The sequence below is a fragment of the Streptomyces tibetensis genome (assembly GCF_007655005.1).
GTDB classification, from domain to species: domain Bacteria; phylum Actinomycetota; class Actinomycetes; order Streptomycetales; family Streptomycetaceae; genus Streptomyces; species Streptomyces tibetensis.
Genome location: NZ_SZVW01000003.1, coordinates 16,023 through 32,846, shown reverse-complemented (window position 1 = coordinate 32,846; position 16,824 = coordinate 16,023). Strand labels below are relative to the sequence as shown.

The 16,824-nt window shown below is 71.6% G+C and carries 13 protein-coding genes; 1 reads left to right on the top strand and 12 read right to left on the bottom strand.

The genetic code is table 11. The features are described 5' to 3' along the window. Positions 1-12: 12 nt before the first annotated feature. The 11 genes from FDO69_RS05005 to FDO69_RS04955 form a co-directional block, all read right to left on the bottom strand. A complete protein-coding gene (locus FDO69_RS05005) occupies positions 13-1,032 on the bottom strand; it encodes an ADP-ribosylglycohydrolase family protein (protein WP_104778534.1) in 1,020 nt (339 codons plus the stop codon). After that, entirely contained in the window at positions 1,029-1,748 is a 720-nt protein-coding gene (locus FDO69_RS05000; RefSeq protein WP_104778533.1) for an NUDIX hydrolase, read from the bottom strand. The genes FDO69_RS05005 and FDO69_RS05000 overlap by 4 nt, the downstream gene beginning before the upstream one ends. Before the next feature lie 103 nt (positions 1,749-1,851). Beyond that, a complete protein-coding gene (locus FDO69_RS04995) occupies positions 1,852-2,970 on the bottom strand; it encodes a pseudouridine synthase (RefSeq protein ID WP_104778532.1) in 1,119 nt (372 codons plus the stop codon). Beyond that, entirely contained in the window at positions 2,970-3,653 is a 684-nt protein-coding gene (gene scpB, locus FDO69_RS04990) for an SMC-Scp complex subunit ScpB (protein ID WP_104778531.1), read from the bottom strand. Before scpB ends, FDO69_RS04995 begins: the two co-directional genes overlap by 1 nt. Beyond that, a complete protein-coding gene (locus FDO69_RS41775; RefSeq protein WP_234387859.1) occupies positions 3,650-4,585 on the bottom strand; it encodes a segregation and condensation protein A in 936 nt (311 codons plus the stop codon). The genes scpB and FDO69_RS41775 overlap by 4 nt, the downstream gene beginning before the upstream one ends. Before the next feature lie 543 nt (positions 4,586-5,128). Next, entirely contained in the window at positions 5,129-5,716 is a 588-nt protein-coding gene (locus FDO69_RS04980) for a hypothetical protein (protein WP_104778529.1), read from the bottom strand. After that, entirely contained in the window at positions 5,701-6,828 is a 1,128-nt protein-coding gene (locus tag FDO69_RS04975) for a ParA family protein (protein ID WP_078615342.1), read from the bottom strand. Before FDO69_RS04975 ends, FDO69_RS04980 begins: the two co-directional genes overlap by 16 nt. Before the next feature lie 425 nt (positions 6,829-7,253). Then, a complete protein-coding gene (ald, locus tag FDO69_RS04970; RefSeq protein WP_167526526.1) occupies positions 7,254-8,378 on the bottom strand; it encodes an alanine dehydrogenase in 1,125 nt (374 codons plus the stop codon). Between the two features lie 138 nt (positions 8,379-8,516). Further along, complete coding sequence (locus tag FDO69_RS04965) at positions 8,517-10,556, bottom strand: tetratricopeptide repeat protein (RefSeq protein ID WP_104778528.1); 2,040 nt, start codon at positions 10,554-10,556, stop codon at positions 8,517-8,519. Positions 10,557-10,896: 340 nt separating this feature from the next. Further along, positions 10,897-11,523, bottom strand: a complete 627-nt coding sequence (locus FDO69_RS04960; protein WP_104778527.1) for an NUDIX domain-containing protein — start codon at positions 11,521-11,523, stop codon at positions 10,897-10,899. Between the two features lie 94 nt (positions 11,524-11,617). Then, positions 11,618-13,276, bottom strand: coding sequence for a CTP synthase (locus FDO69_RS04955; RefSeq protein ID WP_104778526.1), 1,659 nt, complete (start codon positions 13,274-13,276; stop codon positions 11,618-11,620). 528 nt (positions 13,277-13,804) lie between these two features. Here FDO69_RS04955 and FDO69_RS04945 point away from each other — a divergent pair. Beyond that, a complete protein-coding gene (locus FDO69_RS04945; RefSeq protein WP_104778525.1) occupies positions 13,805-15,607 on the top strand; it encodes a glycoside hydrolase family 15 protein in 1,803 nt (600 codons plus the stop codon). Between the two features lie 185 nt (positions 15,608-15,792). On the opposite strand, the gene FDO69_RS04940 is transcribed toward FDO69_RS04945, so the two are convergent. Beyond that, positions 15,793-16,749 (bottom strand): LLM class F420-dependent oxidoreductase, encoded by a 957-nt coding sequence (locus FDO69_RS04940; RefSeq protein ID WP_104778524.1) that lies wholly within the window; start codon positions 16,747-16,749, stop codon positions 15,793-15,795. Between the last annotated feature and the right edge of the window lie 75 nt (positions 16,750-16,824).

The window sequence follows — 16,824 nt, the reverse complement described above, 5'->3', positions numbered from 1 at the left end:
GGCACCGGGTCGTCACGCGTCCCAGAGCGCCCCGAGGGTGAGCAGGTCGCTCCGGTACTCGACGCGGTCGGCCCACTCGGTGGGCCAGGCCTTGGCGCCCAGGTACGCGCCCGCGAAGGCGCCCGTCAGGCAGGCGATCGAGTCCGAGTCGCCGGCGGTGCAGGCGGCGCGGCGCAGGGCCGTCACCGGCTCGTCGACGAAGAGCAGGAAGCACAACAGCCCGGTCGACAGGGCCTCCTCGGCGATCCAGCCCTCACCGGTGGCCAGGCAGGGGTCGGTCTCCGGCGAGACGGTGCGCACGGCGTGCCGGAGCCGTTCGAGGGCCTCCAGGCACTCGTCCCAGCCGCGGGCGATGAACTGCCCGGGGCTCGGATCCCCGGCCCGCCGCCACAGGTCACCGAGCCAGCGCTCGTGGTAGTGACTGCGGTTCTCCAGGGCGTACGAGCGGAGCAGGCCGATCAGCCCGGTCGGCTCGGCGCCCTGCGCGAGCAGGCGTACGGCGTGCGCGGTGAGGTCGGACGCGGCGAGCGCGGTGGGGTGCCCGTGGGTGAGGGCGGACTGCAACTGGGCGGCACCCGCGCGCTGTTCGTCACTGAGGCCGGAGACCAGGCCCAGGGGCGCGACGCGCATGTTCGCGCCGCAGCCCTTGGATTCGACCTGGCTGGCCTCCTGCCAGGGGCGGGATTCGTCCTTCAGCAGGTAGCAGGCCTTCATACAGGTACGGCCGGGAGCCCGGTTGTTCTCGGGGGACTGGTACCAGTCCACGAACTCCTCCCGCAGGGGCCGGGCCAGCCGCAGCGGGGTGAGCAGCCCCCGGTCCATCGCCGTCCGTACCGCCCGGCCGAGCGCCAGGGTCATCTGGGTGTCGTCCGAGACGAAGGCGCGCCTCGGTAGCTCCATCTGCCGCCACGGCCCGCACTTGGCGAGGATCGAGGGGACATCGTTGAACTCGGTCGGGAAGCCCAGCGCATCCCCGAGGGCGAGACCCGTGAGCGTTCCGGTGGCGGCCTGCTTGTGGACGAGCATGGTCATGCGGGGCGTCCTTCCCGGGTGGGCCGGAGGAGGGGTGGATGGAGGGCGGCGGCGGTTCCGGCGCGGTACAGCGCGGCGGGCTTGCCGCGGCCGCCGGTCAGTCGCGCGGCGCCCGGGACGGCTTCGACGAAGCCGGGTGTGGCGAGCACCTTGCGCCGGAAGTTGGGCCGGTCGAGCTCGGTGCCCCACACGGTCTCGTAGACCTGCTGGAGCTCGCCGAGGGTGAACTCGGGCGGACAGAAGGCGGTGGCGAGGCAGGTGTACTCGAACTTGGCGCCGACGCGCTCGTGGGCGTCGGCCAGGATGCGGTCGTGGTCGAAGGCGAGCGGCCCGGCCGTCCCGTACGGCACCCAGCGGGCCTGCGCGGCGTCGCTGCCGCCGTGCGCCTCGGGTGCGTCGGGCAGCAGCGCGGTGAAGGCGACCGACACGACCCGCATCCGGGGGTCGCGGCCGGGCTCGCTGTAGGTCCGCAGCTGCTCCAGATGCAGCCCGGAGACGTCGGACAGGCCGGTCTCCTCGGCGAGTTCGCGCCGGGCGGCCGTCTCCGCGGACTCGTCCGGCTGCACGAACCCGCCGGGCAGGGCCCAGCGCCCGGCGTACGGCTCCTGCCCGCGCTCGACGAGCAGCACGTGCAGCGTGCCCTCCCGCACGGTGAACACCGCGAGGTCGACGGTGACGGCGAAGGGTTCATGGGCGTACTTGTCGTAGCCGTTCATGGCGGACACCGAACACCCCCTTTTATAGTCAGCACGACTATAAAAGGGGGTGCGGTTCGCTCACAAGCCCTCGCCGCTCACATGCCTGGGAGGGACGCGATCTCTAGAGGTCGACCTCCTGCATCAGCATCCCGACCTCCGTGTTGGACAGCCGCCGCAGCCAGCCCGACTTCTGGTCGCCCAGGGTGATCGGCCCGAAGGCGACCCGGACCAGCTTGTCGACCGGGAAGCCGGCCTCCGCGAGCATCCGGCGCACGATGTGCTTGCGGCCCTCGTGGAGGGTGACCTCGACGAGGTAGTTCTTGCCGGTCTGCTGGACGACGCGGAAGTGGTCCGCGCGGGCGTAGCCGTCCTCCAGCTGGATGCCGTCCTTGAGCTGCTTGCCCAGGTCGCGCGGGATGGGCCCGACGATGTGCGCGAGGTAGGTCTTCTTCACGCCGTACTTCGGGTGCGTCAGCCGGTGGGCCAGCTCGCCGTGGTTGGTGAGCAGGATGACGCCCTCGGTCTCGGTGTCGAGCCGGCCGACGTGGAAGAGCCGCGTCTCGCGGTTGGTGACGTAGTCACCGAGGCACTGCCGGCCCTCGGGGTCCTCCATCGTCGACACGACCCCGGCGGGCTTGTTGAGCGAGAAGAACTGGTAGCTCTGTGTGGCGACGGTCAGGCCGTCGACCTTGATCTCGTCCTTCTCCGGGTCGACGCGCCGCCCCTGCTCCAGGACGATCTCGCCGTTGATCTCGACCCGGGCCTGCTCGATCAGCTCCTCACAGGAACGCCGGGAGCCGAAGCCCGCGCGGGCGAGGACCTTCTGCAGCCGCTCGCCCTCCTGCTCCGCGCCGGGGAAGGTCTTCGGAAGCTTGACCTCCTTCTTCCCGGCGTACCGGTCGCGGTTGCGCTCCTCGACCTGCGCCTCGTACTCCCGGGGGCGCGCCGGGGCCGTACGCCCCTGCCGCTGGGGCTGCTTGGGCCCGCCCTTGGCACCACCCCGGGCCGCGCCGCCACGTCCGGCCTTGGGGCCGTCCTTGGTCGCCCCGGGGCCCACGTCGTAGCGGCGCTCCTCGGGGCGCGGCTTCTTCGGACGGCCACTGCCCTGCTTGTCGTCGCGGTCGTTGCCGGCGCCGCGGAAGTTGCCGCGACCACCACCACTCCCGCCGCGGCCGCCGCTGTTGCCACCACGGCTCCCGCCGTTGTTTCCGCTGCTGTTCCTGCCGCTGCTGCTTCGCATCAAAGTTCCGTCTGGTCGTCTTCGTCGTGGGTCCCCCGGCTCACCGGGCGGCCCGGCGCGTCGTCGGGCGCGTCCGGGTCGAACGACGGTACGCCCTCCTGGGTCTCGGCCTCGATCGCCTCCGCCTCCGGGAGGAAGGGCGCGAGCTCCGGGAGCTCGTCCAGACCGCGCAGGCCCATCCGCTCCAGGAAGTAGTTCGTCGTCCTGTACAGGATCGCACCTGTTTCGGGTTCCGTGCCCGCCTCCTCTATCAGTCCGCGCTGGAGGAGGGTGCGCATGACGCCGTCGCAGTTCACCCCGCGCACCGCCGAGACCCTGCTGCGGCTGACCGGCTGGCGGTAGGCGACGACGGCCAGGGTCTCCAGGGCGGCCTGGGTGAGGCGGGCCTGCTGGCCGTCCAGGACGAAGCGTTCCACGGCCGGCGCGAAGGCGGCCCGGGTGTAGAAACGCCAGCCGTTCGCGACGTAGCGCAGCTCGAAACCGCGGCCCTGGACGGTGTACTCGTCGGCCAGCTCACGCAGCGCGTCCGCGATCTGGCGCCTCGGCCGCTCCAGTATCTTCGCGAGGTGCTCCTCGGTCGCGGGCTCGTCCACGACCATGAGGACGGCCTCCAAGGCGGGCTTGAGGTCGAGATCGGCGACGGTACGCTGCCCGGCCGGCAGGTCGGTGGTTGGCTCGCTCACGCCTTCTTCTCCTCCTTCGGCGGCTCGGGCGGCCGGTCGAACTCGTCGGTGACGGTCGGTGTCTCGTCCCCGTCGCCGCCGGTCCACCGCACCCGCAGGTCCCCGAGCGCGGTCTCCTGCTCCAGGGCCACGGCTTTCTCGCGGTACAGCTCCAGCAGGGCGAGGAACCTCGCCACGACGGTCAGGGTGTCATCGGTGTCCGCCACCAGGGACCGGAAGCTGGCCTCGCCGAGCTCCCTGAGCCGGGCCACGACGATCTGCGCCTGCTCCTGCACGCTGACCAGCGGGGCGTGGATGTGGTCCACGTAGACCTGCGGCTTGGGCCGCGGCTGCATCGCCTTCACGGCGAGCTTGGCGAAGCCCTCCGCGCCGATGCTGATGACGACGTCGGGCAGCAGCTCGGCGTGGTGCGCTTCGAGGCCGACGGTCCGGGGGTAGCGCCGGGCCTCGTCGTCGAGCCGCCCGCTGAAGATGTCGGCGATCTGCTTGTACGCGCGGTACTGCAGCAGCCGTGCGAACAGCAGGTCCCGTGCTTCGAGCAGCGCGAGATCGCCCTCGTCCTCCACCTCGGCTGCGGGCAGCAGCCGCGCGGCCTTCAGGTCGAGCAGGGTGGCGGCGACGACCAGGAACTCGGTCGTCTCGTCCAGGTCCCAGTCCGGCCCCATCGCCCGGATGTACGCCATGAACTCGTCGGTCACCTTCGACAGCGCGACCTCGGTGACATCCAGCTTGTGCCGCGAGATCAACTGCAACAGCAGATCGAAGGGCCCCTCGAAGTTGGCGAGCCGGACTTTGAAGACCCCGTCGCCGGCGGACTCGACGTCGCCGGCCGGGGCCTGGGGGCCCGGAACGGGCGCGGAAGGCCTCCCGGATGCGGTCGCCGCATCCGCGGGCCGCGTCTCGGTAGCAGTGCCGCTCGGCTCACCCACCATCACCGGCCCGGCCGCGTCGGCTGGCGGTGTCGTGGCCTCGACCGTGTCCACCAGCTCGCTGGCCCCGGTTTTCAGGGATTCGGCCACGATCACCGGCCCGGCCGCGTCCGCTGGCGGTGTCGTGGCCTCGACCGTGTCCACCAGCTCGCGGACCCCGGTTTTCAGGGATTCTGCCCATGAAGCCGCGGGCCCGGCGCTGTGGGGGGAGAAGCCCGGCACGGCCACCGGGGCGGCGGGCCCCGCATGCGCGGGCGCCTCGCTCGCAGGCGACGCTCCGTACTGGACCGTCTCCGCCCGCAGCTCCACCGCCGGGGCCGTCCCGTCACTCTCCGCGGGAGGCATGGGCGACTCGGCCGCCTCGGCCCCGGGCCGCTCGGCCGACGGAGCGGCGGGACCGGCCTCCTCCGGCGCAGGGGGCGGATCGACCTCCGGCCGTTCAGCCGGCGAAGACCCCGGCCCCCTCCCCAGCGCACGCCGGCGGCCGGCCGGGCCGCCGGGGGGAGGTGGGGAAGCGTTCGAGGTCATGGCCCCCGCAGGCTACCGCTACCGCCCGCGCAGTCGTCGTACGAGGATGCTGGCGTCCCCGCGGGTCTCCAGGTCGGCGAGGACCACCGCGACCGCCTCGCGGACGATGCGCCCGCGGTCCACGGCCAGACCGTGCTCACCACGGAGGACGAGACGGGCGTGCTCGAGGTCCATGAGCTCCTCGGCCGACACGTACACCGTGATCTTCTCGTCGTGCCGCTCACGGCCGCTGGGGCGGCGCGAGGGGTTCCGCCCGCGCTTGCGGGGCGCGGCCGCTGCCGCACCGGCGGCAGAACCTTCCTGCGCCGCCTGCCGGCGGGCGGCGCCGGAGCGCTCGGCGGCCGCGGAACGGCTGTGGCCCTCCCCGGCCTCGGCCGGCTCCGCGTCCGCCGCGACATGCTCCGGACCCTCGCCGTCACCGCCCTGCGCGGGCACCGCCTGCGGCGCGTCCTCCGCAGCGGCGGCCGCCGCGTCGCCCTCCCCCGCCGGAGCGGGCACCCGGGCGTCGCCGCCCGCCTGACGCCTGGGCTGGGACGACTGAAGCGCCATCCCCCCTGTCGTACGGAAGAGTTCGTCGGCCCCCGGCAGACTCACTCGGCGTGACACCGGGCGAGCACCTCCCTGGCGAGCTGGCGGTAGGCGGCGGCGCCGACGGAGTTGGAGGCGTAGGTGGTGATCGGCTCACCGGCGACCGTGGTCTCCGGGAAGCGGACCGTGCGCCCGATGACCGTGTGGTAGACGTGGTCGTCGAAGGCCTCGACCACCCGCGCGAGCACCTCACGGCTGTGCACCGTGCGCGAGTCGTACATCGTGGCGAGGATGCCGTCGAGCTCCAGCTCCGGGTTGAGCCGTTCCTGGACCTTCTCGATGGTCTCCGTCAGCAGGGCCACACCGCGCAGCGCGAAGAACTCGCACTCCAGCGGCACTATCACCTTGTGCGCGGCCGTCAGGGCGTTCACCGTGAGCAGTCCGAGCGAAGGCTGGCAGTCGATGACGATGAAGTCGTAGTCGGGCAGCAGCGGCTTCAGGGCGCGCTGCAGCGTCGACTCGCGGGCGACCTCGGAGACCAGCTGGACCTCGGCCGCCGACAGGTCGATGTTGCTGGGCAGCAGGTCCATGTTGGGGACCGCCGTCTTCAGCAGCACCTCGTCGGCCGCCATCCCCCGCTCCATGAGCAGGTTGTAGACGGTGAGGTCGAGTTCCATCGGGTTGACGCCGAGTCCGACCGACAGCGCGCCCTGCGGGTCGAAGTCCACGAGCAGGACCCGGCGTCCGTACTCCGCGAGCGCGGCACCCAGGTTGATGGTCGACGTGGTCTTGCCGACGCCGCCCTTCTGGTTGCACATCGCGATGATCTTCGCGGGTCCGTGGTCGGGCAGCGGGCCCGGGATCGGGAAGTACGGCAGCGGGCGCCCGGTCGGGCCGACGCGCTCGCGGCGCTGTCTGGCCGCGTCGGGCGCGAGAGTGGCCGCGTACTCGGGGTCGGGCTCGTACTCCGCGTCGGGGTCGTAGAAGTGCCCCTCGGGCAGTTCGTCGTAGTCGGCGAAGTGGTTGTGGGGCGCGCCACTTCCGTCGCCGGCCATGGCGTTCACGTGATGGCCATCCATCTTCTGGTGTGCTGTGTGAGTCGCCTGCTGACTCTGGTGGGCTGCGAAGGTGCGCACAGCGACGGAGCCGACAGCCGCGAATCCCGCGGGCTCCTGGTCCCGTGCAGGCATTCCTGGTTGGCCACCCCCGGGAGTAAATGTCGACTCATTCACAAGTCGTCTTACCTCCTTGGTGACCAGGAAACTTCTAGACAGGTCAGCGTGGCACCATGCCGACAGCTGGCGACTCTATGGCGTGTCGGGCGTCCGCAGCAACACAATCCGCCGGACCCGGCCCGATGTGTCGGCAATGAAACATCCCGCTGTCAAGGGCGTACGGCCGTCGCACGGCAGGTTTCACCGGTGTGCGAATCGGTTGAAGGGTTACGTTCGAGGCGAGTTGCGCGAGAATCGCGAAGTGACCATACACACATCCGGCCGGACCTTGTCGGGCAAGGTCCGGCCTGGTGCGTGGCGTTGACGACGCGTGTTGACGTATCGCCTTTGCCGGTTGGTTGGTTAGCCGACTTAGCGGCCGACGGGTGTCGGTCGGCGGCTCAGCCGAGCAGCGAGGCCAGCTCCACGTGCTCCACGCCGTGCGCCTCGGCGACCTCGCGGTAAACGACCTTGCCGTCATGGGTGTTGAGACCCTTGGCCAGCGCCGGGTCGCGGCGCAGCGCGTCCGCCCAGCCATGGTTGGCCAGCTCGACGATGTACGGCAGCGTGGCGTTGGTCAGCGCGTAGGTGGAGGTGTTCGGCACCGCTCCGGGCATGTTGGCGACGCAGTAGAAGACCGAGTTGTGGACCCGGAAGGCCGGCTCGGCGTGGGTGGTCGGGCGGGAGTCCTCGAAGCAGCCGCCCTGGTCGATCGCGATGTCGACAAGGACACTTCCGGGCTTCATGCGCGAGACGAGCTCGTTGGTGACCAGCTTCGGGGCCTTGGCGCCGGGGATCAGCACCGCGCCGATGACGAGGTCGGCCTCCAGGCAGGCCTTCTCCAGCTCGAAGGCGTTCGAGACGACGGTCTGGATCTTCGTGCCGAAGACCTTGTCGGCCTCGCGGAGCTTGTTGATGTCCTTGTCGAGCAGGGTCACGTGGAAGCCCATGCCGATGGCGATCTGCGCGGCGTTCCAGCCGGAGACGCCGCCGCCGATCACGACGGCTCGGCCGGCCAGCACGCCGGGGACGCCGCCGGGCAGCACACCGCGGCCGCCGTTGGCACGCATCAGGTGGTAGGCGCCGACCTGCGGGGCCAGCCGGCCCGCGACCTCGGACATGGGGGCGAGCAGCGGGAGCGCGCGGCTCGGCAGCTCGACGGTCTCGTAGGCGATGGCCGTGGTGCCGGACTCCAGCAGGGCGTCCGTGCACTCCTTGGAGGCGGCCAGGTGCAGGTAGGTGAAGAGCGTCTGGTCCTTGCGGAGGCGGTGGTACTCCTCGGCGATGGGCTCCTTGACCTTCAGCAGCAGGTCGGCGGCGGCCCACACCTCGTCCGCGGTGCCCAGGATCTGCGCACCCGCGGCGACGTACTCCTCGTTCGTGATCGAGGAGCCGACGCCGGCGTCGCGCTCGATGACGACCTGGTGGCCGTGGCGCACCAGCTCGTGCACGCCGGCGGGGGTGATGGCCACCCGGAACTCGTTGTTCTTGACCTCGCGGGGGATGCCGACCTTCACGTCGATCACGGTCCTTGGCTCAGAGGGTATGGGGGGTCTTACTTAGACATACCCGGGCACGCACGGGCACACCGGGAGAGACCGCAGGAGAACGTGCGGCAGAGCCAGTCTAATGAAGGTGTTCTCGCTGTCTAGCCTTTCATTGCATCAATCTTCAGCTGATGCGGTACGGATTTCGCAGGCGTCAGGGTCATTTTGAAGGTTTGAGTCGCCGAGAAGCCCCTCGGCGGCGCCCCGGTGCAGCCCCGCCGACGCGGGATCGCCCAGGCGTTCGAGGGCGTCGGCGACCCGCAGGTGCAGGGCCGCCTGCAGCCGCGGGTCCTCGGCGCGGCGCGCCCACTCGACGGCCTCCCGGCAGGTGCGCAGCGACTCCTCGGGGCGGCCCGCGTACTCCTGGACCCGTGCCAGCTCGCTCAGGGCCCGCGCCTGGGCGGCCACGTCGCCGTTCTTGCGGTGACCGGCGATCGCCGCGCGCCAGTTCCGCAGGGCCTCGCCGTAGCGGCCGGCGAGCGTGTGGGCGGCGGCGATGCGCCCGTAGAGCCGGGCGGCCTCGGCGCGCTCACCCCGGGCGAGCCGTTCGACCAGGGCACGGCCGAACCAGTCGGCGGCCCGGTCGAAGTCGCCGAGCTCCTGGTGCGCGCCGCCTACGGATTCCATCGCGCGGCCGGTCGCGTACGGGTCGTTCACCTCACGCCCGGCGTCCAGCGCGGCCCGGTAGCGCGTCAGGGCGTCGGTCGTGCGGCCGGTGCGGGCGTCCAGGTCGCCGAGGTTCAGCAAGGCGGCGGCCCGCTCGCGGGACAGGTTCCGGCGCTCGGCGACATCGAGGACCATGTCGTGGATCTCGTAGAGGTCGGGGGCGGCGGCCCGGGTGCCGATGTGCGCCGCCATCGCCCGGACCAGTTGGGACATCAGCCGTCGGGCCAGGGTGTCCAGCTCCCCGTCGGCGACCGCGAGCCGGGCCGAGGCCAGCAGGGCGGGCCGGGTCAGTCGGAGCCAGTCGGCGGCCGCCCGCGGAGTGGGGAAGCGCAGCGCGCGTGGCATGTCGAGGAGTTTCTGGCGGGCCTGCGGGCTGTCGGTCTCGGTGATCGCCCGGCAGGCCTGGAGCAGCCGGACGGTGCGCTCCAGCATGCGGGCGCGGGCCAGCTGGAGATCGGCCGGGCGTTCGTGGTGCTCGGCGAGGATCCGCAGCTGCGGGTGCAGACAGCCGGGCACCTCGTACTGCGGCAGCGGGGAGTCCACCGCGTGCAGGAAGCCCAGGGCGACGAAGTCCTCGAGGGTGCTGCGGGCGCTGTCGACCGAGCAGCCGACGAGCGCGGAGGCGGTCTGCGGGTCGACGAGGCCGGCCGGGGCGAGGGCGAGCAGCCGCAGCATCCGGGCGGCGGTCGTGGTCAGGGCGGCATGGGCGAACCGGAGGACCCGGGTCAGGGCGGTGCCCTCGGAGTCGTCGGCGCGCAGCTGCTTGGCCAGGTCGGAGACGGCGGCCTTGGGTCGGGCCGCGAGCCAGCCGCCCGCCAGCATCAGTGCGGCGGGCTGCCCCTGGCACTCCTCGGCGAGGCCCTCGGCGGCCCGGGGATCGACGGTGATGCGGACCGAGCCGGTGTGCCGGGTCAGCAGTTCCACTCCGGACTTGGCGTCGAGGCCGCCCAGGGTGCAGGGGCGGACGTCGGAGATGCCGGTCAGCGGGCCCTCGGAGACCGCGACGACGAGGCAGTCGGGGGTGTCGGGCAGCAGGGCGTCGACCTGCTCGGCGTCGGCCGCGTCGTCCAGCAGCAGCAGGGTGCGGCGGTCGGCCAGGGCGGTGCGCAGGGCGTCGGTGAGGTCGTCCTCGCAGGCCCCGGCGGGAGCCTGCTCGTCCAGGGCGGTGAGGAGGTCCCGGGCAACTCGTCCGACGGGTACGGGGGTGCCGTCGGGGTCGGTGAGGCGGGCGCGCAGGACTCCGTCGGGGTAACGGTCAGCGACCTGCCGGACGAGTTCCTCGGCGAGTGCGGTGCGGCCCGAGCCGGGCCGGCCGGCGATGAGCAGCACGCGTGCGCGGGGTGCCTTGCGTCCGGCCAGGGTGTCCAGTCCGGCGCGCTCGATGTCGGCGCGCAGTTCCTTCAACTCCCGTGTGCGGCCGAGGAACTCGCTCGCCCCGGCAGCGGACCCGGCCGGCCGCACGTCGCCTGTCTCCACGACCTGATCCGTCACGGGCCACACTCCCGTCCCACCGCACACGCAAGCCCGCCGGGACTCCGGTTCGGGCGTGCCCCAGAGCCTAGTTCACGCTCTGCAACGGTCCGGGTGGAGCACGGCGGGGGGACGGCCACTTCCCCCGATCGGATCAGCAGATCGTAGGACTGAGGACGTCACGATCGCCCCTGAAAGGAGGCGAGGGGAACGGGGCGAACAGCCACGACGACGGCCGCACCCGACCGACGACCCCGTCCGACAGGGGCGCGGAGAACGGCGCGTCCAGCCACGACGACGGCCGCACCCGACCCGACGACCTCTGCGGCACCCCACCCGTCCCGGCACCCCCAGCGGAGCGCTACGCCTCGAACGGGCGGGCCGGCCACGGCGCCTGGGCCGGACGCAGGGCGTCCAGCCCATCACCGGTCCGCGCGGCGACCAGAGACAGCACGCCCACGGCGAGGCAGTTGTTGTGGAGCTCACCGGCCAGCACACCCCGCACGAGGTCCTCGACCGGCACCCGGTCGAGTTCCATGTCGGCCTCTTCCTCCGCAACCGCGAAGCGCTCCCCCTCGGCCTCGGACAGGTCCCGCGCGAGGAAGATCCGGACGGCCTCGTCGCAGCCGCCGGGCGTGGTGTAGACGTCGGTCAGCACCCGCCAGTCCTCGGCCTTGACGTGGGCCTCCTCGTACAGCTCGCGCTGCGCGGCGTGCAGCGGGTTCTCGCCGGGCACGTCGAGCAGGCCGGCCGGGATCTCCCACAGCTTGTGGCGCACGGGGTGCCGGTACTGGCGCAGCACCAGCACACGGTCGGCCTCGTCGAGGGCGAGGACGGCCACGGAGCCGGGGTGGACCTGGTAGTCACGGCCGACCACGGTGCCGTCGGGCATGACCACGTCGTCGGTGCGGACGGAGGTCTTGTTGCCCGTGAAGGGGGTCGCCGTCGCCCGGATCTCCCACTCCTGCGGGGTGTCCTTGATCGTCATGCCTGTCCTTCCACGTGCCACACGACCTGCTGAAACGAAACCGGGGTGCACACCCTTTGAAGGGATGCACCCCGGCCACCGTACAACTGGTGTGTTACTTCGAAGTCTTCCGCTCGACCGAGGCCTTGACGAGCCCGGCGAACAGCGGGTGCGGACGCGTCGGCCGGGAGCGCAGCTCCGGGTGGGCCTGCGTCGCGACCAGGTACGGGTGGACGTCGCGCGGGTACTCGACGTACTCGACGAGCTTGCCGTCCGGGGAGGTGCCGGAGAACTGGATGCCCGTCTTCTTCTCCAGCTCGGCGCGGTACGCGTTGTTCACCTCGTAGCGGTGCCGGTGCCGCTCCTCGACGTACTCCTTGTCGTCGTACACCTCGCGCACGATCGACCCCTCGGCCAGCTTCGCCGGGTACATGCCGAGCCGCATGGTGCCGCCCATGTCACCCTCACCGGCGACGATGTCGAGCTGCTCGGCCATCGTGGAGATGACGGGGTGGCCGGTGGCCGGGTCGAACTCGGTGGAGTTGGCGTCGGTGATGTCGGCCAGGTTGCGCGCGGCCTCGATCACGATGCACTGCAGGCCGAGACAGAGGCCGAGCAGCGGGATCTTGTTCTCGCGGGCGTACTTGATCGCACCGACCTTGCCGAGCACACCGCGGTCGCCGAAGCCGCCGGGGATGCAGATGCCGTCGACGTCGCCGAGCTGCTGGGCGGCACCGGCCGGGGTCTTGCAGTCGTCGGAGGTGACCCACTTGATCTTCACGCGGGCCCGGTTGGCGAAACCGCCGGCGCGCAGCGCCTCGGTGACCGACAGGTAGGCGTCGGGCAGGTCGATGTACTTGCCGACCAGCGCGAGGGTGATCTCGTGGTCGGGGTTGTGGACGCGGTCGAGCAGGTCGTCCCAGGTCGTCCAGTCGACGTCGCGGAACGGCAGGTCCAGCTTGCGGACCACATAGGCGTCCAGGCCCTCGCCGTGCACGGTCTTCGGGATGTCGTAGATCGAGCGGGCGTCGGGGCAGGCCACGACGGCGGCCTCGTCGACGTCGCACATCAGCGAGATCTTCCGCTTGATCGCGGTGGGCACCTCGCGGTCGCAGCGCAGCACGATCGCGTCCGGCTGGATACCGATGTTGCGCAGGGCCGCAACCGAGTGCTGGGTGGGCTTCGTCTTCAGCTCACCCGAGGGGCCGATGTACGGCAGGAGCGAGATATGGACGACGAAGACGTTGTCCCGGCCGACCTCGTGACGGACCTGGCGGACGGTCTCCAGGAACGGCAGCGACTCGATGTCGCCGACCGTGCCGCCGACCTCGGTGATCACGACGTCGACCTCGTCCGTCGCCATGCGGCGGATGCGGTGCTTGATCTCGTTGGTGATGTGCGGGATGACCTGCACGGTGTCGCCCAGGTACTCACCGCGCCGCTCCTTGGCGATCACGGTGTTGTAGACCTGGCCGGTGGTGACGTTCGCGGAGCCGTCGAGGTCGCGGTCGAGGAAACGCTCGTAGTGGCCGATGTCCAGGTCGGTCTCGGCGCCGTCGTTGGTGACGAACACCTCACCGTGCTGGAAGGGGTTCATCGTGCCCGGGTCCACGTTCAGATACGGGTCGAGCTTCTGCATCACGACACGCAGACCGCGGGCCTTGAGCAGCATGCCGAGGCTGGAGGCCGTCAGGCCCTTGCCGAGCGAGGAGGCGACACCCCCGGTGACGAAGATGTGCTTGGTCGTCGAATTACGAAATGCGGCGGGCGGCATGGCCAAGACGGGGCTCCCGTGGTCGCGGTCTGGGGGTGCGAGTGCGGCTGCCCGCCGGAGATCTCCGGGGTGCCGTCGCTGCGGTTCGGGGGTTTCCTGCCGGGCAGGGGCCCACCGGTCCACGGGCTACCAGCGTATCAGCGCCGCGAGGCGATGGCTTCCGGCCACGCTCCGCACACATCCCGACACGGAGGCGACCACCGTCACGGGTCCCTCACCCGTTGCTCACTCGTTCGGCGTACCCACCTTGCCTGGACGGGCACCCGGATCATCTGCGTGCGTCGTATCCTGCTCGGACACTCGCTGCCGAGCCCGTCCGGCCCCACGGCACCACCCCCCGCCCGTAACCACCGGAACAACGTGAGCTCGTCAGTTCGTTGAGCAACAATTGGCGCTTTGCATCACGGCTGAGCGACCTGTTTTGCTTCATCGCTCAATGACGCATTGCAAGACCTGCAGAAATTCCCCTTGACCGCACTAGCGACAGCCCCCTCGTGGGGTGACGTGGCCGTTCGACTGGAGTTGCACGTGGCCGGGCGCATCGAAGACTACGCACTCATCGGAGACATGCAGACCGCTGCCCTGGTCTGCCGGGACGGCACAGTCGACTGGCTGTGCCTGCCCCGCTTCGACTCGCACGCCATCTTCGCCGGCCTGCTGGGCAACGAGGAGCACGGCTTCTGGCGGCTCGGGCCCGCCTACGCCTCCGACCAGGAGCCCCCCACCGCCGCGCGGCGCAGCTACCGGGGCGACTCGCTGATCCTGGAGTCCGAGTGGGACACCCAGCGGGGCACGGTCCGGGTGACCGACTTCATGCCGCCGCGTGACGGTGCCCCGCAGCTGATCCGGATCGTGGAGGGCGTCTCCGGCCGGGTGCCGATGCGCTCGGCGCTCAGGATGCGGTTCTCCTACGGACGGGTGGTGCCGTGGGTGCACAAGCACGAGGGGCGCACGGTGGCCGTCGCGGGTCCCGACTCCGTGTGGTTCGACACATCCGCGGAGACCTACGGCAAGTCGCTGACGACGTACGCGGACTTCACGGTCGCGCCGGGTGACCGGATCGCGTTCACGATCTCCTGGCAGCCCTCGCACAAGGAGCCGCCGCCGCTGCCCGAGCCGGAGCAGTCGCTGGAGGCGACGGAGGACTTCTGGCGCGAGTGGGTCGACCACTGCACGTACCACGGGCCCTACCGGGAGGCCGTGGTCCGCTCCCTGATCACGCTGAAGGCCCTGACGTACGCCCCGACCGGCGGCATCGTCGCCGCGCCGACCACCTCCCTGCCGGAGGACATCGGCGGCGTCCGCAACTGGGACTACCGCTACACCTGGCTGCGCGACGCGGCGATCACCCTGTCCTCGCTGCTGCGCACCGGATACCGCGAGGAGGCCCGCGCATGGCGCGAGTGGCTGCTGCGCGCGGTGGCCGGCGACCCGGAGAACCTGCAGATCATGTACGGCATCGCCGGTGAGCGCGAGCTCGGTGAGGCGGAGCTGGACTGGCTGCCGGGCTACGAGAACTCCACCCCGGTCCGGGTCGGCAACGGCGCGGCCCACCAGCTCCAGCTGGACGTCTACGGCGAGGTCACCGAGGCCCTGCACCTGGCCCACATGACGGGCCTCGCCCGCAACGACTACGCCTCCCTGCTCCAGCTGAAGCTGATCCGCTACCTGGAGGACCACTGGCAGAACCCGGACGAAGGCATCTGGGAGGTGCGCGGCCCGCGCCGCCACTTCGTGCACTCCAAGGTGATGGCCTGGGTCGCGGTCGACCGCACGATCAAGCTGATCGAGTCGGGCGACGCGGACGGCCCGCTGGAGCGCTGGCGGGAGCTGCGCGACGACATCCACCGGGACGTGTGCGAGCGGGGCTACGACAAGGAGCGCAACACCTTCACGCAGTCGTACGGCTCGAAGGAGCTGGACGCCTCCCTGCTGCTGATCCCGCAGATGGGCTTCCTGCCGCCGGACGACAAGCGGGTCATCGGCACGATCGAGGCGATCCAGCGTGAGCTGTCCACGTCGGACGGCTTCATCCTGCGCTACCCGACCACCAGCGGCGACGAGAACGTCGACGGCCTGCCCGGCGACGAAGGAGCCTTCCTGGCCTGCTCGTTCTGGATGGCCGACGATCTGGCGATGATCGGCCGCGTGGACGAGGCCCGCAAGCTGTTCGAGAAGCTGCTGTCGCTGCGCAACGACCTCGGTCTGCTGGCCGAGGAGTGGGACCCGCGCCTGCAGCGCCAGGTGGGCAACTTCCCGCAGGCGTTCAGCCACGTGCCGCTGATCGACACGGCACTGCGCCTGACCGCTTCGGGCGCGTACGGCGGCTGAGCGGGGCGGCTGCCTCGGGGGGTGCCTCGGGGGGCGTCACTGCTGCTCGAAGGGCCGCGAGCGTGCACCCGGAGTGCCACCGGGGCCTGAGGGCCGGGTGTGCAGCAGGCGTGTCACCGCGATCTGAGGGCCCAGCGTTCAGCCGGAGTGCCACCACGGTCTGAGGGCCGAGTGGCACCGGGGTGTCACTCGGGCCTGAGGGCCGTGAGCGTGCGCTCCCCCGCGGGGTCGCCGGCCGTGGCCGGGACGAGGGCGATCTCGTCGAGTCCGGCCTCGGCGTAGGCGGCGATGCGGGCGCGGACGGTGTCCGGGTCGCCGACCAGGGCGACGGTGCCGGCGGCCTCGGGCGGCAGGGCCCACAGCAGGGTGTCCGGGTCGGCGCCCTTGGCGGCCAGCTCGACGACGGGGGCGAACCCCGCGTCGACGAACATGTCGCTGTAGCCCGGCACGGCGAGGTAGCCCACGACGCTGCGCAGGACCTGCGTGAGCGACTCCGGCTCCGGGTCGACGGCGGCGGGCAGCCAGGCGGCCAGCCGCGGCGGTGTACGGCCCGCCTTCTCGGCGGCGGCGAGCATCCTGGCCCGCAGCATGCGGACCTGCCCGGGCGAGACGAGGTCGAGCAGCATCCGGTCGGCGTGCGCGACGGCCGCGGCCACCGTCCGCTCCCCGAACGCGGCGACGGTGACCGTGCCTCCGGGCGGCGGGAGCCGGCGGAGTAAGCCGCTGCCGGGCACGATCGGCTCGCCGGGCACGCTGTGCATCAGCGTCCGCACGGCGGCCGCCGACTCCGCGAGGGCGGCGGCGGGCCGGGTGCGCGGTCGGCCGTGCACACCCTGGACGACGCGCTTGCTGGAAGTGCCCAGGGCCACCCCGACGGGCCGGCCGGTGACGGCCGCGGTCGAGGCGGCGCCCCGCACGATCGTGAGCGGGTCCCGCACCGACACCGGCACGGGCCCGGCGGTCAGCGCGACCTGCTCGGTGGCCGCGCCGATCGCCGCGGCCAGGACGAACGAGTCCCACGTGGGCCCCTCGCCCGCCCACACCTCCCGGTACCCGAGCCGGTCGGCGAGCACCGCGACCCGCAAGGGCTCCTCGACCGGACTGTCGTCCTCCCGCCCCACCGCCACCACGCTCATGTCCATGACGGCGCCCTACCCGGCCGATCACCCCGTAATCCGGGGCGCTCCACGACGGGATCCGGTCGCTGATCGTCCCGC